This is a genomic window from Ascidiimonas meishanensis (assembly GCF_037782385.1).
Lineage (GTDB): Bacteria > Bacteroidota > Bacteroidia > Flavobacteriales > Flavobacteriaceae > Ascidiimonas > Ascidiimonas meishanensis.
Window position 1 is genome coordinate 297,858 of sequence record NZ_JBBEXD010000006.1, and the last position, 19,720, is coordinate 317,577.

General features: G+C 32.3%; 23 protein-coding genes, 1 tRNA gene and 2 pseudogenes. 15 read left to right on the forward strand and 11 right to left on the reverse strand.

What is annotated here, in order from left to right:
- Nucleotides 1–98: 98 nt before the first annotated feature.
- Nucleotides 99–341: a helix-turn-helix domain-containing protein gene (locus WBG07_RS13230; RefSeq protein WP_340201986.1), complete on the reverse strand. Its 243-nt coding sequence runs from the start codon at nucleotides 339–341 to the stop codon at nucleotides 99–101.
- A 153-nt stretch (nucleotides 342–494) separates the two neighbouring features.
- Here WBG07_RS13230 and WBG07_RS13235 point away from each other — a divergent pair, with 153 nt between their 5' ends.
- The 3 genes from WBG07_RS13235 to WBG07_RS13245 are packed head-to-tail and all read left to right on the forward strand — an operon-like array spanning nucleotide 495 to nucleotide 3,130.
- Nucleotides 495–734, forward strand: coding sequence for a hypothetical protein (locus WBG07_RS13235; protein ID WP_340201987.1), 240 nt, complete (start codon nucleotides 495–497; stop codon nucleotides 732–734).
- A complete protein-coding gene (locus tag WBG07_RS13240; protein WP_340201988.1) occupies nucleotides 727–1,872 on the forward strand; it encodes a toxin-antitoxin system YwqK family antitoxin in 1,146 nt (381 codons plus the stop codon). The genes WBG07_RS13235 and WBG07_RS13240 overlap by 8 nt, the downstream gene beginning before the upstream one ends.
- A 13-nt stretch (nucleotides 1,873–1,885) precedes the next feature.
- A complete protein-coding gene (locus tag WBG07_RS13245) occupies nucleotides 1,886–3,130 on the forward strand; it encodes a hypothetical protein (protein WP_340201989.1) in 1,245 nt (414 codons plus the stop codon).
- A 47-nt stretch (nucleotides 3,131–3,177) separates the two neighbouring features.
- Here WBG07_RS13245 and WBG07_RS13250 read toward each other — a convergent pair whose 3' ends face one another.
- The 7 genes from WBG07_RS13250 to WBG07_RS13280 form a co-directional block, all read right to left on the reverse strand.
- Complete coding sequence (locus WBG07_RS13250; protein ID WP_340201990.1) at nucleotides 3,178–3,621, reverse strand: hypothetical protein; 444 nt, start codon at nucleotides 3,619–3,621, stop codon at nucleotides 3,178–3,180.
- On the reverse strand, nucleotides 3,608–4,108 hold the full coding sequence (locus WBG07_RS13255; protein ID WP_340201991.1) for a hypothetical protein: 501 nt from the start codon (nucleotides 4,106–4,108) through the stop codon (nucleotides 3,608–3,610). The genes WBG07_RS13250 and WBG07_RS13255 overlap by 14 nt, the downstream gene beginning before the upstream one ends.
- Nucleotides 4,109–4,139: 31 nt before the next feature.
- A complete protein-coding gene (locus WBG07_RS13260; protein ID WP_340201992.1) occupies nucleotides 4,140–4,739 on the reverse strand; it encodes a hypothetical protein in 600 nt (199 codons plus the stop codon).
- The gene (locus WBG07_RS13265; RefSeq protein ID WP_340201993.1) at nucleotides 4,736–4,951 is read right to left on the reverse strand and encodes a hypothetical protein; all 216 of its coding nucleotides are present in this window, start codon (nucleotides 4,949–4,951) and stop codon (nucleotides 4,736–4,738) included. The genes WBG07_RS13260 and WBG07_RS13265 overlap by 4 nt, the downstream gene beginning before the upstream one ends.
- 18 nt (nucleotides 4,952–4,969) lie before the next feature.
- On the reverse strand, nucleotides 4,970–5,764 hold the full coding sequence (locus tag WBG07_RS13270) for a DNA adenine methylase (RefSeq protein ID WP_340201994.1): 795 nt from the start codon (nucleotides 5,762–5,764) through the stop codon (nucleotides 4,970–4,972).
- 8 nt (nucleotides 5,765–5,772) lie between these two features.
- Entirely contained in the window at nucleotides 5,773–6,243 is a 471-nt protein-coding gene (locus tag WBG07_RS13275; RefSeq protein WP_340201995.1) for a JAB domain-containing protein, read from the reverse strand.
- 98 nt (nucleotides 6,244–6,341) lie between these two features.
- Nucleotides 6,342–7,427, reverse strand: a complete 1,086-nt coding sequence (locus WBG07_RS13280; RefSeq protein ID WP_340201996.1) for a type IV secretory system conjugative DNA transfer family protein — start codon at nucleotides 7,425–7,427, stop codon at nucleotides 6,342–6,344.
- Nucleotides 7,428–7,651: 224 nt separating this feature from the next.
- Between WBG07_RS13280 and WBG07_RS13285 the strand changes: the two genes are divergently transcribed.
- The 10 genes and pseudogenes from WBG07_RS13285 to WBG07_RS13320 all read left to right on the forward strand — a co-directional run bounded on the left by WBG07_RS13285 (nucleotide 7,652) and on the right by WBG07_RS13320 (nucleotide 14,965).
- Nucleotides 7,652–8,590 carry a tyrosine-type recombinase/integrase gene (locus tag WBG07_RS13285; RefSeq protein WP_340201997.1) on the forward strand — a complete coding sequence of 313 codons (939 nt, stop codon included), beginning with the start codon at nucleotides 7,652–7,654 and terminating at the stop codon, nucleotides 8,588–8,590.
- Between the two features lie 32 nt (nucleotides 8,591–8,622).
- A tRNA-Ser gene (locus WBG07_RS13290) sits at nucleotides 8,623–8,709 on the forward strand.
- Nucleotides 8,710–9,090: 381 nt separating this feature from the next.
- A pseudogene (locus tag WBG07_RS19475) lies at nucleotides 9,091–9,336 on the forward strand (phage integrase N-terminal SAM-like domain-containing protein); the annotation flags it as partial.
- 21 nt (nucleotides 9,337–9,357) lie between these two features.
- A complete protein-coding gene (locus tag WBG07_RS13295) occupies nucleotides 9,358–9,981 on the forward strand; it encodes a tyrosine-type recombinase/integrase (RefSeq protein ID WP_340201998.1) in 624 nt (207 codons plus the stop codon).
- Nucleotides 9,982–10,061: 80 nt separating this feature from the next.
- Nucleotides 10,062–10,319 carry a hypothetical protein gene (locus tag WBG07_RS13300; RefSeq protein ID WP_340201999.1) on the forward strand — a complete coding sequence of 86 codons (258 nt, stop codon included), beginning with the start codon at nucleotides 10,062–10,064 and terminating at the stop codon, nucleotides 10,317–10,319.
- A 186-nt stretch (nucleotides 10,320–10,505) separates the two neighbouring features.
- On the forward strand, nucleotides 10,506–10,859 hold the full coding sequence (locus WBG07_RS19480) for a helix-turn-helix domain-containing protein (RefSeq protein WP_413788826.1): 354 nt from the start codon (nucleotides 10,506–10,508) through the stop codon (nucleotides 10,857–10,859).
- 22 nt (nucleotides 10,860–10,881) lie between these two features.
- Entirely contained in the window at nucleotides 10,882–11,355 is a 474-nt protein-coding gene (locus tag WBG07_RS13305; RefSeq protein WP_340202000.1) for a hypothetical protein, read from the forward strand.
- Between the two features lie 168 nt (nucleotides 11,356–11,523).
- Nucleotides 11,524–12,606, forward strand: coding sequence for an ABC-three component system protein (locus tag WBG07_RS13310; RefSeq protein WP_340202001.1), 1,083 nt, complete (start codon nucleotides 11,524–11,526; stop codon nucleotides 12,604–12,606).
- Nucleotides 12,606–13,106 carry an ABC-three component system middle component 2 gene (locus tag WBG07_RS13315; RefSeq protein ID WP_340202002.1) on the forward strand — a complete coding sequence of 167 codons (501 nt, stop codon included), beginning with the start codon at nucleotides 12,606–12,608 and terminating at the stop codon, nucleotides 13,104–13,106. The genes WBG07_RS13310 and WBG07_RS13315 overlap by 1 nt, the downstream gene beginning before the upstream one ends.
- The gene (locus WBG07_RS13320; protein WP_340202003.1) at nucleotides 13,103–14,965 is read left to right on the forward strand and encodes a hypothetical protein; all 1,863 of its coding nucleotides are present in this window, start codon (nucleotides 13,103–13,105) and stop codon (nucleotides 14,963–14,965) included. Before WBG07_RS13315 ends, WBG07_RS13320 begins: the two co-directional genes overlap by 4 nt.
- A gap of 68 nt (nucleotides 14,966–15,033) precedes the next feature.
- On the opposite strand, the gene WBG07_RS13325 is transcribed toward WBG07_RS13320, so the two are convergent.
- Complete coding sequence (locus tag WBG07_RS13325; RefSeq protein WP_340202004.1) at nucleotides 15,034–16,524, reverse strand: DNA/RNA helicase domain-containing protein; 1,491 nt, start codon at nucleotides 16,522–16,524, stop codon at nucleotides 15,034–15,036.
- 23 nt (nucleotides 16,525–16,547) lie between these two features.
- Nucleotides 16,548–16,775 carry a hypothetical protein gene (locus tag WBG07_RS13330; protein WP_340202005.1) on the reverse strand — a complete coding sequence of 76 codons (228 nt, stop codon included), beginning with the start codon at nucleotides 16,773–16,775 and terminating at the stop codon, nucleotides 16,548–16,550.
- Between the two features lie 162 nt (nucleotides 16,776–16,937).
- On the opposite strand from WBG07_RS13330, the gene WBG07_RS13335 reads away from it, so the two are divergent.
- Nucleotides 16,938–17,963: a hypothetical protein gene (locus tag WBG07_RS13335; protein WP_340202006.1), complete on the forward strand. Its 1,026-nt coding sequence runs from the start codon at nucleotides 16,938–16,940 to the stop codon at nucleotides 17,961–17,963.
- Here the strand turns inward: WBG07_RS13335 and WBG07_RS13340 are convergent.
- Nucleotides 17,950–18,381 (reverse strand): hypothetical protein, encoded by a 432-nt coding sequence (locus tag WBG07_RS13340; protein WP_340202007.1) that lies wholly within the window; start codon nucleotides 18,379–18,381, stop codon nucleotides 17,950–17,952. The genes WBG07_RS13335 and WBG07_RS13340 overlap by 14 nt on opposite strands.
- Between WBG07_RS13340 and WBG07_RS13345 the strand changes: the two are divergent.
- Nucleotides 18,376–19,092: pseudogene (locus tag WBG07_RS13345) on the forward strand (YifB family Mg chelatase-like AAA ATPase); the annotation flags it as partial. The gene WBG07_RS13340 and the pseudogene WBG07_RS13345 sit on opposite strands and share 6 nt — an antisense overlap.
- Between the last annotated feature and the right edge of the window lie 628 nt (nucleotides 19,093–19,720).

Here is a 19,720-nt window from a genome sequence, read left to right on the forward strand (position 1 = left end):
AGATTTTCATTACCAATACGCCACATCTCACTAACACCTTTTTTAAGGTGTTTTTTTATGCTTTTTTTGAAAATAAATACTTGGTATTAAGCTATGATTTATGAGTCAAATCCTTCTTTAAAAAACTCTGCTAGGGTTATATCAAGTGCCTTGAGTACTTTAAGAAGTGAGCTGAATCTTAAGTCTTGCCCTTGTTCATATCGTCCATATTGAGCTCGTGGAAGATTATGTTCAAAAGCAAACTGTTCATAGTTAGAGAAACCTCTTTCTATGCGTAGTTCACGTAATCTATTACCAAGTTTAGTGAGTTGTTCCTGTGTATATGTGTCTTTTTTAGCCATGTAACAAATTACTAGCAATTCACATTCATTTGTTACTATTTATAAATTCATACTTATAAGTAGTATTTTAAAAAATTAAATCTATATTTGAACTGTAACTGGCTTAATACTAACGCTCCATAATAGCCAAGGAGCATAAAATTTAATAACTATATGACAAAACCACAAAAAACAGCCCTTATTCTAGGGATTATAGGAATAGTGCTAATAATTGTTGCACAACAAATTGATACTCCATGGAATTCAGGAGCATCTATGTTTGATAGCTCGGATAACTATCAAGAAAATATATGGCTTAAAAGAGGAATACTCTACCCTGGTATTCTTCTCTTAGTTATTGGAGGCATAAAATTCATCACATCACTAAATACAAAATCACAAAAAAATGAATAGAATTTACTTACTGATATTATTATCGATATTATTCACTTCTTGTTCTGAAAAAGAAGTAGAGTTTAAAAGCCTAGTAGAGCGAAATGGAGTTATGTATGAAGTAAATTCAAATGACCCTTTCTCTGGAAAATCATTCGAGTTATATGAAAATCAGCAATCAAAATTTAAAGGTTCGTACGATGACGGTCTTAAAGATGGGTTATGGGAAAATTTCTCAGACAATGGTCAAATCACAAAAAAAGCAAATTACTCATCTGGAAAATTAGATGGTGACTATAAAGAGTTTGATTCTACGGGTCAATTAAAAGCTGAGGGTAATTATACAAATGATTTAAAGGAAGATAAGTGGAAGTATTATTATAAAGGGAAGCTTAGTAAAGAATCAGAATATAAAAATGGGAAACTTGATGGTATGGAAATTAATTATGTTTCTTTAAAAGATGGCAGTGATTACAAATTGGCTGAATCAGAGTACAAGAATGGTAAACTCAATGGTGTTGTTATTGGTTATGATAAGGATGGAAATATTACTCGTAAAGCGCATTACCTAGATGGAAATAAAGATGGACTTGAGGAAGTATATTTATCAACCGGAGTAAAAATGATGGAGGTACTTTATAAATCAAACAATGCTAAAAGACGTAAAGAGTGGACTAAAGAAGGTAAACTAGTCTTTGAAGGAGAATATCCTGGAAACTGTATTTGGTATGATGGCGGTAAGAAAAAAGCAGAAGGATATTTTACGAATCCTGATAACTTAAAAGTGTCTTCATTAAAAGTTTGGTTTAATGGAAATAAATTTACAACATCGATTCTATCAGATAGTAAATGGCAAGGAAGAAGACATTACAAGAAAGCTAATGGAATATGGCCAGAGGAACACGGTTATGTTTATCACGAATTTAAAGACGGGAGATATTATAAGAATCTCAGCTATAAACAAGGTAGAAGAAGTTATAGTAGCCCTCAAAATACTGGAAAATGGGAGATTAATACTTATGACCTCCCTAAATTATCATTAAGCACTACTAAGGTTAAGCGAGCATATACTTCTACTCCTGAATATTTTTTAATAACAAATTATGACGGTAACTCAATGACCGTTAATTCAAAAAAATGGAAAAAAATAACAAATTAAAATTTACCATTAAATGAAAAGAATAATCAAATTATTTACACTGTTTATTGGTATTTCTTCAATTGCTCAAAATCAAGAGGTTTTAGATAAATATAACCTACAGAATAAGGTAAAAGTAATTGAAACAACTATTTCAAGCGGATCAACTGGAAGATTACGTAAATGGACAAAACAACATTTTAATGAAAGTGGATTTCTTACAAAAGAAGAATCAAAATATAGTTCTAATGGTCGGATTAATAAGCGTCAGATTTTCTATAATACTCAAAATTTAGAAGTCTTAGATACAAAAAAGAAAAAGTATGGAAGAACTGAATATGTGTATGATAATAATGATAAACTAATTGAAATTATCTATCCAAATTCAAAAACTCTACTTACCTACAGAAACGATGGTAAAATTGAAAAAGAAGTAAATCGTAATACAGATAAAGATTACATAAAATCGATATTTCAATATGAGTATAATTTAGATGATAGTTATAAAATCGTAGCTAAATACTATCTTGAAGATGGTCAAATATCTCATGAGAGTAATAGTATTTTCAACACAAGAGATTTGATTATTGAGAAGACTTCTAAAAATTATAAAACATTGTATTTCTATAAAGGGAATATGTTAATCAAAGAAGAAGACTATAAAGATGGATTTTTGAGAGAGTCTAAAGTTTACGAATACGAAAAAAATGGACTTCTAACTAAAGAAACACAAATCGCTGACGGTAAAACAGAAAGTTATACTATTGAGTATGATGATTTTGGTAATACAACAAAAGTAATTGAACGTGATGATATTGATTCATTTACTTACGAATATGATGACCAAAATAATTGGGTAAAAAGAAAAAAGTATAATAACACTGAACTTGGTAATATTACAACAAGAATTATTGAATACTACGGAGATAATGTAGTGAAAGAATCAAAACCTATTCCCTTTGCTTTAGCTGATGTAAAACCAAAAATTGGTAATTGTAAAAAAGATAATTGTTTTGGGGTTGAGCTAACGAATTTACTTAAGGAATCTATACCTGAAAATAGGTATATAGAGTTTGGCATAACAAATTCTAAAAGATTTAATATCAGCTTCGTAATCGAAAAAGATGGCTCTATTACTAATATAGTTGTGCACAGAGCATTTAAAGATTTTAAAGAACATCTTATTAAGAAACTACAGTCTATTAATAATATAGTACCTGGACAGAAAAATAATGAGCCTGTAAGAACACAATTTTCAATTCCATTAATATTTAAATAAAAGTCAAACTGTATTTAAAAACCGCAGAATTAAAATCTGCGGTTTCTCTATTTACACCAAATCTCTCTCGCTCTGCTAAACCCACACCAGCGATGATTTTCATCATAGCCTCTGATGGCAAGTTCGTGACGGATAATTCGGTCAATCGGTATTTTGTTGTGTAGTATGTAGCGAAGTATTTCTCCATCTGCAACAGATATGATACCTCTGATACTTTCCCAATGTGGAAGTGCTTCTGCATCCATTCCGATATGATCTAAATGAGTATAGGCAATTTCACAATAATCTTTAGGAAGGATATCTAAAAATTCCATTTCCATTTCTTGTGCGGTTTCTTTTTCACAAACGGCAAAGTTTCTGTCTGGCCCATGTATTACACCAAAGACAATTCCTGCGATGCGGTATTTAAAATTGAGCCACATCGCATGGTCGATTGCCTTTACCTCAGAGTCAAAAATATCAAGATAAGTATCTTCGTTATTTTGACTCATCTTGCTTGTCTTTAGGGATAGCGCGTCCATTTATCGAGATAATATTATCTCGTGATGAAGTATCATCTTTCCCTTTTTTGCGTAACAATCGTTGCGTATTAAAAAGTGAACGACACTTGATATTAAACTCTGTGTAATTAAAAGCATCAGTTTTATCCTTAAAGGTTTTGACGTAAGCTTCGTAAAGCTCTCCATTGGTCATTTGATTTCCTTTTACTTTCATAAGGATATCAAGTGCTAGTGATGCAACAGGATTAAGTCCTCGTTCTGATTCCGAAAAATCAAATCCGAGTTCTTCAATCTTTTTTTGTTGCGATTCATCTGCATACTTTAAGAGTACGGATACGTCTCTTCGATAATCTTTTAAACGGTCAACAACTGCTCGTTTTGATTCTTTTGCTTCTTCAATCTGTATTTCAGATTGAGTTAACAATTCTTGGTCTGTTTTGATATTCTCAATGAGCGTATCAACAATACTTGTATTCATAATTTCTAATTTTTAAAGTGAATATTTAATTTTACGTGAGTAGCCATAAGGAGTGTATTACCAGTTCTTCTTTGGTAAATTTACCTTCGGCTATAATTGAGTTAATTTCTGTTTCTGCTTCCTCGAAGGTGTCAAAGAAGTACGAAGGTTTGGTAGTAACAGCATAGACATCTTCTTTAAGGACATCACTATCGAAAATGGCATATACCTTTTTCGTTGTTCCTGTTTTCATTAAAAGGTTCGTATAATTTGAAACATCATATTCATCCCATTGTTCTACTGGCTTTGATGCTAAATAATGTATCTCGTTGTTTGTTCTCTCGAAAAATCTAGATACATTAACTTGAGAATATGAGGGTGTCGCCGTCATAGAAGCCTCCAGTTGGTGAATTGTCCATGAAAGGACACTCTGGTCGCTATTAATGAGTTCGATGAGTTCTGGGCGATTTTTAAAGCCTAGTGAATTCTTACTCCATACATCTCGATATAGCCAATAGATCATTTCTCTCAGTTCGCTATTGGTGTAATGTTTGATGATTTCAACTGAAAATTTCGCTGGTATTTCTTTTTCCAAAAAGGATTCTAATTGCCTTAGTAGAAGAATGATTCGTTTGTATTCTCGTAGTTTCATTCTTCCTCGTTTTTAGATTCACAATGATTAATGATTGTCGCCATGAGATGGTCATAGTTTCCGCTTTTAGCTTCATCCAGCACTGCATCAATTTCTGCTTTACTCCAGCCTTCTTTGACTGCTTGCCTTCGAAATACACCCATAACCATGAATGCATTTCCATTTACGCCAACCAAATCAAGGTCAACAGTTTTTTCTATTACTCGTTTCATATTTAATTGTTTTAGTAGTTATTGTAATTCGTAGTTTGCAACCAAGACTTCTGTCTTTCTTGCTAATCGTGGTTTTCCAAGTGTTGCTTTGGATGCCGTTTTTGGTTGATTAAAGGTTTTAATTTTCCAACCATATTCCTTGATATGACTATCGAGGATATCATTAGGGAATCCACTTAAAAGGAACTTCCCTTTTACTTTGGTTAAAGCATTCAACAGTTCTTTGTATTCTGAAATTGAATACCCTTGATAGTGCCCCATATTCGTTTCTATGTACGGTGGGTCGATATAGTGGAAGGCATCAGCAGTATCATATTGCTTAATAACCTTAACAGCGTTTCCAGTCTCTATTTGAGTTCGCTCTAATCGTCTTGGAATTGACTCATCAAAGTTCATTTTCTTGTTAATAAATGCTTTTACTCGTTTTCCATATTTATCCATTCCCCAAGAACCAATACGGCATCCGAACCCCATATTAGTAGCGACATAAAATGCCCAAGCTTGTTGAATCTTGTTAAACAAGTGTGGCATCTTATACATCACCATAGCAACTGAATAAGTACTTCGGGCAAATACTGTAGCTTCGATTTTAGTTTTTAGTTTTTCAAAGTCAGTTTTACAGATGAAGTAGAAATTCATTACTTGAGCATTCAAGTCATTAATGATTTCAGATTCAGCAGGTTCTTTAGTAAAAAATACTGCACCACCACCGAAGAAGGCTTCAGTGTAGATTCTATGCTTTGGAATATTTGGAAGAATATGCCGAAGCATATTTTGTTTTCCACCGTAGTAGGAAATTGGGGTTTTTGGCATACATAGGTTTAGGGTTTGGGATGGATAATATGGTCGTTTTCTACAAAACTGTAATACCCTTCTTGAGTGATAATGAGGTGGTCAAGGATTTCAACGTCAATAATTTTGAGAGTTTTTTGAATTCGCTTGGTAACTTCAATATCGCTTTTTGAAGGGTTAGTATTTCCCGAAGGATGATTGTGGATGAGTAAACAAGCTCGAGCATTTGAAAGCAAGGCTGTCTGTGCTATTTCTTTAAATGAAATAGTTGTTGAATGGGTCTTACCAGATGAAATCTCTTTGATTCCAAGAATCCTATTGGCGTTTGTTAAAGGTATCATCCAAAAGAATTCTTTATGATTCAGTAAGCCTGTGTCTATTATCTCGCGAATAAATGTGTTAGCTTCTTTTGCTTCTGTAATGTGCGTCATATCAGAATGTATGGGTCTTTTGAAATGTAACTCCAAGTGATATGCGTTATGTGTTGTATCTGTTTTCATTGATATTAAGTTTTGGTTTCAATGAGAGTATGCCAGAACTAAAAAGAAGTCTCTAGACGCCACATACCTATACACAGACCTCACCAACTGTGGACAAGCTACGTGAGGATGTTTTGGTATGGAATAGTAGTGGCAGAAAATGGTTTTGAAGGCTTCCCTGATATCATCAATTTTAAATAGATATCGAAGTTCTCGAGACTTGTAAAATCTGATATTTGAAAGGTCGGATAGAATTCTTGAACAAGATATTTTGCATCTTGTTGTCCAGTTCTAAAGGCAATGAGTGTGCCTATATTTCCAAGCACTGCATTTTTAATATCGGAATCAATTTGATAGAGATATTGATTTGCTAATGTAAGCGATACTTTAAATTTTCGGAGTTCACTTAAAATTCCAGAAATACTTGGTGAGGTATAATTTTGAAACTCATCTAAAAATATATGAAAAGGGACACGTTTTTCTTCTTCTGTATCGATACGAGTAAATGCAGCATTTGCAAATGAGGTAATGAGGATTGAACCAATTAGGTGTGATGCATCTATTCCAATCTTCCCTTTTGAAATATCTATGAGTACTATCTTTGACTGGTCTATACATTGTCGGAGTGAAATATCTCTGCTGTTAGTGATAAGGAATCGTTTAACACTTGGATGGGCTAAAAATGCACCAACCTTATTCAATATTGGAATGAGGTCGTTTTTTGAATATTTTGGAAACTCGTTCTTCCAAAAACTAATTATCTCCTTATTCTTAACATTAGATAAACATTGCTCTCTGAAATTACTATCGTGAATAATTTTTGGAATTTCGCCAAGATGAGATTTTGGTTGAGCTAAGAGTGTCAGCAAAATATACCGCAAGATATGTTCTAACTTAATTCCCCAAGCACCTTTCCAGAGTTTTTTAAAGGCATCAAGTAATCCACCAACAACAAGAGACTTCTTTTCTTCACTCACTCTGCGGAGCGGATTATATCGATAGTTCATAAACTGATTAGATATGTCTAAATGAACCACATCTTGAATTCGTTTTTGTGGTATATGGTTCAAAATATTTTTTAGTAAATCTCCATGGACATCAAAAACAGCACAACCTCTATTGTGAATAACATCTTGAAGAATTAGAGTAGTAAGGAGGTTTGTTTTTCCTGTTCCTGTTTTCCCAAGAATATACAGATGCATCATTCTGTCTTTTTGGAAGATGCCAAAAAGCTTCCCCTTATTACGGAAATTTGTTTGAGCAAAGTAACTGATGTATGGATTCCAAAACTGCATAGGTTCGCAGTATGACTTTGTTTTGAAAAGACTTCTAGTCAACACTAACCTCAACATATTTCCCAGTGTATAGGTCTGTGGTTGTATCTGTGGTGTCCTGATTTTCTTTAAGATTAGAGGTATGCTTTAAATCTATGAAAAAGCATAAACTAGATGAACTATTTAATCAGTATATAGGAATTTGTGAATACAGTTTGAGGCGAAGACCAATAACCATAAAATCATATCGAGATTCATATAGGCTTTTGAAAAAGTTACTTCCAGATATCACACTACCCGAGCATCTTAACGAAACCAAAATGAATGAATTTTTTAAAATCCTCCAAACGAGAAAACGAGTAGTAGGAAAGAAAGATAATGTTGTAGGTGTTAAGGATAGTACCATTGCAACCTACTGGAGTAAGTTAAGCCCTTTCTTTATTTGGCTTGAATCAAATAAATATATTGATAGAAGTCCTTTAAAGTATATGGCAAAGCCTAGGGTTGATTATGAAAATAAACCAGCTCTAAAGAAAAAGGAGATTGAGAAATTATACTCAACAGTTCTTCTCACATCCAAGTCCACTTTTCTTTTAAAGAGAGATACCGCAATTATTAGCACCCTCTTCTTTACTGGGGTAAGACGCAATGAACTTCTTTCGTTATACGTTCGAGATGTCGATTTAGAAAAAAGTATAATTACAATTAGAGGCAAAACATCTAAATCTAAACGTACTCGAAGAATTCCTATAAACCCTGCATTAAAGGTTCACCTTCAAGATTATTTACAAGAGAGAAAAGAATTTCCTGAAGCTAACCTTTTCATTTCTCACACAAAGGGAATTGGACTTACTCAACATGGTATTAGACATTGGGTAAAACGTTTAAAAAAAACCTCGGGTGTGAATTTTCATTTGCATCAGCTTCGACACACATTTGCTTGTAACCTTGCACGTAACAATATTAGTTTGCCTAAACTACAAAAACTCTTAGGGCATATTGATTTACGCATGACGGAGCGTTACGTCCGTTCTCTTGGTGTTGAACATTTAGTGGATGACATCTTAAAACTTAGCCTTGATGATTCATATTGATACGCTAAAATACGAGTATCCAATTTGGATATGGAAGAATGGCGGAGCGGTTTAACGCGCGTCCTTGGAAAGGACGTATATCAGAAATGGTATCGCAGGTTCGAATCCTGTTTCTTCCGCACCTTGGCTGATTAAGAGTATTGATATAAACTAAAAACATCCAGACATATTACACATTTAACCATGATTTTAATTAATTGATATTTAAAGAATTTACGGAAAGATGTGGTCGTAATCGATGTGGTCATAGAAACCACTAAATCGATAAAAGAGCTATATAAAATAACAAGATAGGAAGATTTGCTTTCGACCACTTAGTTGGAAATTTAGCGATCGTTCTTAAAAGTCTGGATATTGTTATTTTATAAAGGGATTTTTCTTTTTTCTTTAGTTCTGCGACCACATCTGTCTACAAGTGCACCCGAAAACATCGTTGTTACTATGTGGTCGAGCCAAAATTTTAAGTCTTAATAATATTAAAATCATATCCAATTATTACTATGGATATAGAAATTCTCACAGACCAATTTTACGATTACTCAAAGTATATGAAGGGTTTATCTAAGACCACTCTTAAAAATTATCGAGACGTCATTCCATATTTTTGTCGCTCAATAGATGCCACAAATATTGAAGATATTAACGAAAAAAACGTCCGTCAATTTTTCATAACTGGACGAACTGAAAAGTACTGGAAGCCAAAAACTTTCATAAGCTATCACAATGTACTCCTTATCTTTTTTCGATATTGTATCGACCAAGGATTTATGACTGAAAATTTTATAGATAGTATTGAATGTCCAAAAATCCCAAAATCGCTTCCAAAAAAAATCCCAACAGATGATGCGCTTCGATTACTTGAAATTATAATGAATTATCCATTTACGAATAACTTTTTGAGATATAGAAATCACGCCATTTTTTCAACCTTTATTTATACTGGTTTGCGCAGAAGTGAACTTCTCAATTTAAAAGTTATGGATGTTGATATTGATAACAGAACAATATTTGTTAGTAATGGAAAAGGTGCAAAAGATAGGATATTACCAATAAGTCATACTCTTGCGGGTCGTCTCAAAAAATATATTCAAGAGCGAAAGAAACGAAATAAAACGTGTCCTGAATTCTTTGCTTCAAATAATAAAAATAAAGGTTTTACTGATTCGGGTTTACGACATCTAACAAAGGAGCTTAAGAAGGTTTCTAAAATTCAATTTACTATTCATAGACTCAGACATACTTTTGCAACCTTGATGATTGAAGGAGGTTGCGATATCTATTCCCTTTCAAAAATGATGGGTCATAGTGATATATCTACTACAACTATTTATCTCTCTACAACTGCTGAACATTTACGAGGTCAAATTCTTAAGCATCCATTAAACATTTAATAGCAAGTTATAAGGCTTTAATTATTTTGCATCGCAAAATTTATGCATTATTAATTGACTCCTTATTCGTGTTTAATATAATGAGAACTATTAATTCTAATGAAATAATAGACGTTTCAAATAGTGGTGACCATTGGGTCTGTATTTGTGGAAACAATACTATGAGTGATGGTTTTGATACTTGCGATGTTAATGGAGCATATATCGAACCTTTGGATGGTATTTGGACTGGTTTATACACTTGTCTTAAATGCGGACGTGTTATTGACCAAGACACCTATGAAGTAATTTCAAGAACCAATGACTTATCGTCATTTGGCACAACCATTACTAAGTAGCATTTATCTCAATATTAGTCGAACCTACTTATCCCGAACTTATCCAAGAAATGTTGGGCGACCGCGCGAAAAATTATCCATTTGGATAATTTTATGAATACAATGTGATGCATAGAATAAGAACTAAGGATTCGCTACAATAAAAAGTGCCAGTGGAGCATAACCCCACTGGCACTTTTATTTTATATGATATATTCAAAAACTTTATTAAAGAGTTTACGTACTGAGTCCCCACTTGACCAAAAAGACGTTGCAAAGCTTTTAGATATGAAAGCAAGTAACTTAGTACGATATGAACATGGACATCGGAATCCACCACCAGAATTACTTCTGATTTACCATATGCTCTTTGATGCATCACTTATAGACTTATTTGAGCCAATTTACAGGCACATTACCGATACAGTTATAACGAGGAGCAAAAAACTCATTGCTGAATTCGAAGCTCAGAATTCATCAAAGAGCCTCTATAAATTATCATTCTTAAACGAGGTTGTCAATAGATTAAAGAGTACAGAACAGTATGGGTCAAGTAAGTAAATTACGGAGGATACGTGTTGTTATGGCGATATTTCTTCACTCAAGAGGCTTCAGTATTGCCATATTAGAAGATGCTTTGACTGTTATTAGTGCTTATAATGTTGTACTTCATAATTACCCTATTAACAACAAAGATGTAATTGAAAAAGTTAAAGAAAAAATTAATTTTTATTTACCCGAAGTAGTTATTCTTGAAGATGCCGATGGTTTTGGTTCTCGAAAAGGAAAACGAGTTAAAAGAGCAATATCTGCTATTGAAAAATATGCAGGAATCAACAAGGTTTCAGTTTCAAAATATTCAAGAAATGATATTCGTTTTGTTTTTAATGCTTTCAATGCACACTCTAAATATGAGATTGCAAAGGTTATAACAGATAATGTAAAACAATTACCTGTAGAGCTACCAAAGAAAAGGTTGTCTCATAAGCCAGAGCATTATTCAATGACAATATTCGATGCAATTTCATTAGCGATTACGCATTATTATCAGACATAGGTAGCACCTTCACGGTGTTTTTTTATTATATAAAAATTTAAACACTTTTTATTTTTACTAATAACTACGATTTTTTTAAATTTGAGATTCATAACCAAAAACAATAAATCCATATTTAAGTAATTGATATTCTTTATGTGATGTTGTTTTTATAATTTATTAACAACATTGTCAGATAGAGACTTATTAGAACCTGAAGCTCCAAAATCAATAGGATTACTTACAAATAGTGATATCCTTTTTGGTAGTCCAACTCCTCCAATAGATAAGCTAAAGGTTGTTTCTGATTCTGAATTTGAAGATATTATTCGCGAGTGGATAGCTGGTTATTGTAAATCAAAATATATTTCCGTTTGGAGAGCTGGTGGAGCAAATGATAAAGGAAGAGATGTGATTGCTTATATAGATGATGAGGGTAATTATGATAATTACCAAAGTAAGCATTACGACCATCCTTTGATGCCATCTGATGTATGGCAAGAATTTGTAAAGCTCTGTTACTATACCTTCAATGAAGATTTTAAGCTTCCTAAAAAATATTATTTTGTGTCCCCACAAGGTGTAGGTCCTAAATTAGGTGATTTAATAAACAATCCAGAAGAGTTAAAAAAGGAATTGCTTAACAAGTGGAATGAGATTAACACACTTGGTAAAAATATAATTATACTTTCAGATGAGTTGAGAGAGTATATTACTGCTATTGATTTTTCAATGTTTGATTTTCTCGACCCACAAGATTTTATAGAGCAACATAAACAAACAAGTTATTTTGCAGCTCGGTTTGGAGGTGGTTTACAAAATAGAAGGGAAAAACCAGTTGTAAATGAATTTGATAATGTAGAGTATTCTCTAAGATTTGTAGACCAATTATTTAAAGCTTATTCTGAACATCAGAAAATAGATATAACAACTCTAGGAGAATTAAATAAATTTGGAGAGCAATTAGAGCATTTTAATCGTAATAGAAACTGTTTTTATTGGGCTGAAGCATTAGATCAATTTGGTAGAGATAGGCTACCTTATGAAAACACTTGTTTTGAAGATTTAAAAGAAGAAATTTATCAAGGGGTTATTGATGTTTCTAATTCAAACCATAGTAGTGGTTATGAAAGAGTTAAAAATACCACACAAGAAGCAACTAAGTTAAGTTTACAAAGTAACGCATTACTTAGTGTTGCTCAAATACAAGATAAAATTGGAATCTGTCATCATTTAGTTAATGATGCTAAATTAACCTGGGTAGAAGAATAATGAACACATTAGAACTAAGAGATACAAAGCTTTTTAACTCTCCATTAGAGATAGGGTTGCGAACACTTTTTGTTTTAAATGAAGTTTATCCAAACACCTGTGACTTACAGCGGTTAGTTTATTATGATTACTTACTTGTGCATTCTAATGATGTAGATGGTGGTCCAAAAAGTATCCACCCAGATGTTCCGCATAGGTCATCTGAAATACTTGTCAAAAGAGAATTATTAAAAAAGGGATTAATCCTCATGAGTAGTAAGGAATTAGTAAAGCCGATTTTCAATTCTAATGGAATTTTTTATTCAGCTACTGAGTTAACAGAACCTTTTTTAAACTACCTACAATTAGAATATGCCAACGCTTTAAGAGGTGTAGCTAAATGGCTAATTGAAACATTTGCAGGTTATGATGATAAAAGATTGGAGAATTATATTAAAAACAATTTAGATGTATGGGGTGGCGAATTTTCTAAAGAATCTTTATTAAGAGGTAAAATATGAATACAACTTTCGGATTTTACATAAAGCACTTACGAGTAATTGGTTCAAATGTAAAGCCAGCAGAAATTATTTTCGATAAGGGATTTAATGTGGTTTCAGGCTTATCTGATACTGGCAAGTCATACATTTTTGCTTGTATTAATTATATGCTAGGAGGTGGAGACATTCCAAAGAGCATACCTGAAAGTCGTGGATATTCGAATATATATTTAGAAATAGGAACTTATGAAGGTGTAAACTATACCCTGCATAGGAAAATTAGCGGAGGAGATTTTATTATAAAAGAAGTGTCAATTGATGAATTTCTAACTAGAGGTGAATCACAAATTCTATATCACAAACACTCAAGTACAAACCAAGATAATATTTCAACTTTTTTACTAGGTCTAAGTGGCTTCGATGATAAGTATGTAAAGAAGAATAAACAAAATAAAAAAAGACAATTAAGCTTTAGGGATATTGTCAAATTAAGCTTAATTGATGAGGCTAGAATTATTACTGAAGATTCCCCTGTTTATTCAGGTCAAGTAATTCATCGAACTCCTGAGCAATACGTTTTTGAGATAATGCTTACTCAAAACAATGCAAAAGACTTAGTAACGGTAGAAGAAGAAATAATCTATAAAGGACGTTTACGCGGAAAAGTTGAGTTGGTTGAATCGTATATTTCTGAGATAACGGAAAAACTCATTTCTATTCAGAATATTTCTAAAACTGATAGTGCAACAACTTTGAGCGATAAATTAAGCCAATTAAATAAGGTGTTAACAGACTCTACAGAGCAGTTAAATAAACTTAATGAAGAGAAACGAGTATTATTTAATGAGGTAACAGCTCTGGAATCAAAAATGATTCAACAAGATGAATTATTAGATAGATTTCTATTGCTTACTGAGCATTACAGGAGTGATATCAAACGTTTAGAATTTATTACCTATGGAGACCAATACTTCTCTCAACTGACCGATGTTCATTGTCCTTTATGCGGTGGAGATTTAGATAAGAATCATTATGACTGTATTATAGAAGACGATAAAAAATCTTCTAATGTTATTGAATCAATCCAATTTGAGTTAAGTAAGATAAAAACCAAACTTGAAGATTTAGAGAGCACCATTGAACAACTAACTATCCAAAAGAAAGAACGTCAAGAACTTATTGATAAAAAGAAGAGTGATTTAACTAGTGTTGAGAATAAGATACAAAAAGAACTCCAGCCAGTACAAGCATCTACTCAAGAGAAAGTGAATGAATTAATGTCTATTTTATCTGCAATCAATGAGCAATCTATTCTCAATAATCAGTTAAAAAAACATCATGAACAAAAAGATGAACTCCAAAAAGAATTAGAAAAGAAGAAAGACACAAGTCAAAGTGATAGTGGATTAAAATATACAACTCTGTATGAATTTTGTGGCTATGTTAAAAATGTTCTTGAAAATTGGAAATATCCAAATTTAGCTACTGTAGTATTCGACTCTTCTTATAATATTTTTGACATTGTTATTAATGATAAATTCAGGAATGCACACGGAAAAGGATTTAGGGCAATAACATATAGTGCTTTTATAATAGCACTATTAGACTACTGTAGAGCAAAAAACTACCCGCACTCAGGGAATATCATAATTGACTCACCTTTAACTACCTATCAAGGAAGGGAAACTACTGCTGAAAGAGACCAAATATCAAAGGATATGGAAGATTCATTCTTTTCTAATCTTTCAACTATTTCTGCCGATAAACAGATTATTATTTTTGATAATAAAGACCCGAAAAGTGACGTGAAATCAAAAATAAATTATATTCACTTTACAGGGATTAAGAATAGAGGAAGGCAAGGTTTTTTCCCTCTATAATTTTTTATTAAAAAATATAATTACAAACGATTAATTAATATTTGTTTTCCAATTAAGGTAGAAAACGATTAGCTACTTTTCTTATCAAGCAAATTAATACATTGCTCTAGAATTTCTTCATTATTTATAATAATAACACTTAGTTTAAGACGAGTTCTTGTCATAATTTGTAAAAGCATTTTTGTAGGATGGTAATATGGTTTTGACTTATATCCTTTTGTTGAGAGTTTATTTCCGTCATAGTAAAAATGACTATCTAAAACTGCGATTACCTTATCAAATTCTTGACCTATAACTTCATGAGCATTATTTGATGATATTACCGAAAAACGTTCATAGGGATGATTATGTTTTTTTGATGGAGTATAATTTATTGCAGTCCAGTTGTCTTGTTTAAGAAGTTCTATGTATGCAGTAGCTGATTCATAATTACGAAAGTAGTTAACATCTATATTTCTATTTGAAGGAATAGGATTTACTTTTCCTTTATCAAATAAGCCTTGAATAAAATAAGCAATTTCTTTATTTGTCCTAATCTTCTTTGTAAGCTCAAACTTTTTTACACCTTCTTGACTAAGTATTTTCTCTTCAATGTTATTATTGGTTTCCCATTTACGTAGGCATTGTCGTGGGTCGTATGAAAAAATTCCTACTGAATGATTTTTTTTAATAGCTTGAAAGATAGTATCTAATTGACTTGGATATATTCTCTGAACTTCATCTACTACAATAAGGTCAAATTCAGTGAGCTTAACAGATGTAAGGTCTCTTATTGGTATTATATTCCAAGAATAAGTATCACGAAGTTCATAATGACCTTGATTTAGCTTGCCACAATGAATTACTAATACTTTTTGCTTGCTACTTATATATTCATTAGTAATATCGTATGTCAAAAGTGTTTTTCCAGTCCCAGCTCTTCCATATATTGAGAAAAACGAAGATTGGTCATTGGATATCTCATCAACAATAAGTTTCTTAATTTTGTCTTGTTGATTAGTAAGGAAATACTGTTTTTGTATAAATTTTTCTGTTGAATTAAAAGGAGAAATTAAGTAATTAGAAGGATTGAAAAGAGTATTAATATCTGGAATATTTATGCTTTTTTGTTTTCTTAAAACAAACATTACATCATCAACAGAAGTTGCCACTAATTCATTGAGTGCATTAAGTGTATAAAATTTTTCCTGATTCACAATATAAGTAAAGCTATACATAGTCCTTCCAAGGAAACTGAGATAATACCTATTCTGAACAAGCTGTTTTTGAATTTTCTCTTGAGTACTTGTTCTCTTTATTTCAATATTAACAAGACTTTCCCCTCCAAATCTTAATAAGTCAAACTCCTTGCTTATTTGAGGAATAGTGTACCCGACATAGAAATTATTAAACTCTTTTAGGTCTTCGGCTATTTTAGAGAAAGAGTTTACTAGACTTGAAATATCCTCAACTTCATTATCTTTTATTTTTAAATTGTTATAACTTAAATATCTCTTTAATAACTCATTGTTTAAATTCGCTCCAGCCTCAGACAAAGAAAAAATATTTATTCCATTCATATAACTATTATAGTCTTATTAAATTACATATTAATCATTTCTGTTAAACGGTTATTTTCTAGCTCAAGAGTCTTAATATATAGTTTTGCACTTTCAAGTTCTTCTTTAAGCTTTCCTTCGTTTTGAAACAATTTATCTACCTCATTCTCTAAAGATTCTATATTTTGAATGTAATCTATACAAGGGTGGTCATAACTTTTATTATCACATCCAATGAAACTCAGAGTAATTATTAGAAGTATTTTTTTCATATCACGATTTTATATTAATAGCTACCATAAGAATATCTATATGCTCATCTATCTATTATCAAAGATAATTATATTCAAAAAAGAAGTGAGTTTATACCCATTATTAGGTATTGTATTTTGATTCAAATATCTTAATTTTAATCAATTAATAAACCAATCAAAATGAAAAAAATACTCATAAGCATTTTCTTGCTTAAATCAATCTTCTCAATGGGTCAAGTTATAAATAGTAATAAGACTACCGTAGCACAATTTTATAATGCTGAAGTGAAAACAATTGAGCTTAATGGCGCAAAAGTTCAAGCTCAATTCAAATTAGGTTTTTTGAGTTGGTCTGATGATTATGTTTATAAAAATCAGCCAGAGATAAGATCTGCTCAAAAACACAATACTTTCTTTCTTAATTTAGGTATTACTAACTCCAGTAGTTTTCTTAATCTCAATAAATTTGATTTTAAAGAGAATAACGGATATGTTGTTGGTGCCACATATCAACATTCATTTAGTGAAATATATCTTGCAGCTGATTCTACAAACTATAATCCTCATAGACTACAATCTTGGACAGTTTCATTAAACTATCAAAAAGACAAGTTTAAAAATTACAATCCCGAAACCGATGAGATAACTACAGCTCGCCCTGAACAATTAATTTTAAAAGGAGGATACAGCTTATATAAGTTTAAGTATAGGGATACAGCCAAATTCAAATTCTCTTGGATACCGAGTATTAATGGACAGATAAATATAATTGATTACAACTCTACCAAGCTTCAAAATTATTTACTCAACGATTTAGGAACTGAAGATGGAGAAGTCACCTTCACTAGCAGTACAAACTTCAGTGGGAAATATGGGGTTATAGATAACAATGTAAGCTCAGCTAATCTTTCCATATCATCTCCATTTGTACCAGAAGATAGCTTTTGGAAATTACCTATTCTTTCTCCAATTCCGTATGCAGGTGTAAGCGTATTTGATGGAGATAAACCAAGATGGAACGCAGGAATAGCTTTAGGTTTATTATCGGGCTCTTTATTAGATTCAGAACGTAAAGAAAAAGCAGGGGGAATATATCGCAAGTTTAATGTTCCTTCTTTCTTAACGATTGGAGTTGACTGGAATTACCAAAACGGTATTGGAAGTAAGCCAAACTACTTTATCACTGGTAGTATTAAATTGAAATAAAATCGAGAACACGTTTCTGAATTTCATTAGAAACCTGTTCTTCTTTTCCTTCAATTCGTTCAATAGTTCTTGGGCTTACTCCAATTAGATTACCTAAATCTGTTTGTGAAAGCTTGTAGTTTATTCGGTATAGCAATGATAAATTTGCTAATGATTGTGTACCATCATCCCAATAGTTATACCCTAAGAAATTACAAACCATTTTTCTTCGGTATATTACAGGTGTAATTTGATTCCATTCCCATTTTTGATAGGAGTCTTTAAGTACACCAAAGTGATTAGCACAGTCCACTTGAGTCCATTCTCGCTCCAAACGTTGCCTTTTTAGGCACGCTCCAAGGCTTTTGTCAGTTTCTGGCGGGAATGGTCTATACTCTGGTTTTCTCGCCTTTATGCGTACATTACAAATGGGCACCATACCATCTCAGATGTGGCACTCGTAGGTGGAGGCGCGTATCCGCAACCAGGTGAAATTTCACTGGCACACAATGGAGTACTTTTTTTAGACGAGCTTCCAGAATTCAAACGAAGCGTTTTGGAGGTGATGCGCCAGCCACTAGAAGATAGAGAAGTTACCATTAGCAGGGCAAAATTTACAGTCACCTATCCTTCCAGTTTTATGTTGGTTGCGAGTATGAACCCGAGTCCCGGAGGTTATTTTAATGATCCGGATGCTCCCGTAACCTCTTCCCCGCAAGAGATGCAACGGTACCTAGGTAAAATTTCAGGGCCCTTGCTAGACCGAATTGATATTCATATTGAAGTAACCCCTGTTCCCTTTGAAAAACTTTCTGAAGATAGGGCAGGAGAGGGAAGTGTTTCTATCAGACAACGCGTAAGCAAAGCCAGAGAATTACAAACAGCGCGTTTTAAAGAATTGGAAAATGTGCATTACAACGCACAAATGAATACTAAGCAAATTCGTAGGTATTGTAAGATGGATGAAGCTTCTAAAAACTTACTCAAAAGTGCCATGGAGCGGCTCAACTTATCTGCAAGAGCTTATGACCGGATTTTGAAAGTTGCCAGAACTATTGCCGATTTAGAAGGAAATCCAGATGTAAACGGAAACCATATCAGCGAGGCCATTCAATACCGCAGTTTGGATAGAGAAGGGTGGTTGGGGTGATAGAAAATTTCAAAGTTACTGCTCAATCTTTTAAGAAATGCAGCGTAGGCTACTAAAAATAGCAGCGCATTAAAACACTAATCTAAGAAAGAAAGCGGTGTAGCGTTCGGGATTGAATTTTTGCGATAATGACTCTTTTCTAGTATCCGGTAATTATTTGTCGTTATAAATGGTTGACCAAGCTTACCCAAACAAGATTGTATATTTTTTTTGACAGATTTTTTAATAATTTAAAAATATCGAAAAAAGCTTAAGAAAATATCTCTTATACTATACAAAAAACCAATGTATTACTTATTTACTTGAAAAGGATTCTAGAAAAAATAATAATATAACGTGAGTTCGACCTAAAGGTTTTATATAAAAAAGCCGTCAAATTGAGTGATTTTTTATAGTGAAACGACAAAAAATTGTATCGAAATGAGGCTTTTTGTTGAAAAATTATTTGTCTTCGATACGATTTTCTATTGAAAATCGCTTATACTTACGTGATTTTTCTTATAGCGGACTCACGTTAATATATTAGTTATTTGCTAATATATCTTACATATTTAATACAACTATATAACAGTTAAAGTTAAGTTAAATTTGTAATATAAATTTTAAAAGCATAACTTTATCGTAATCG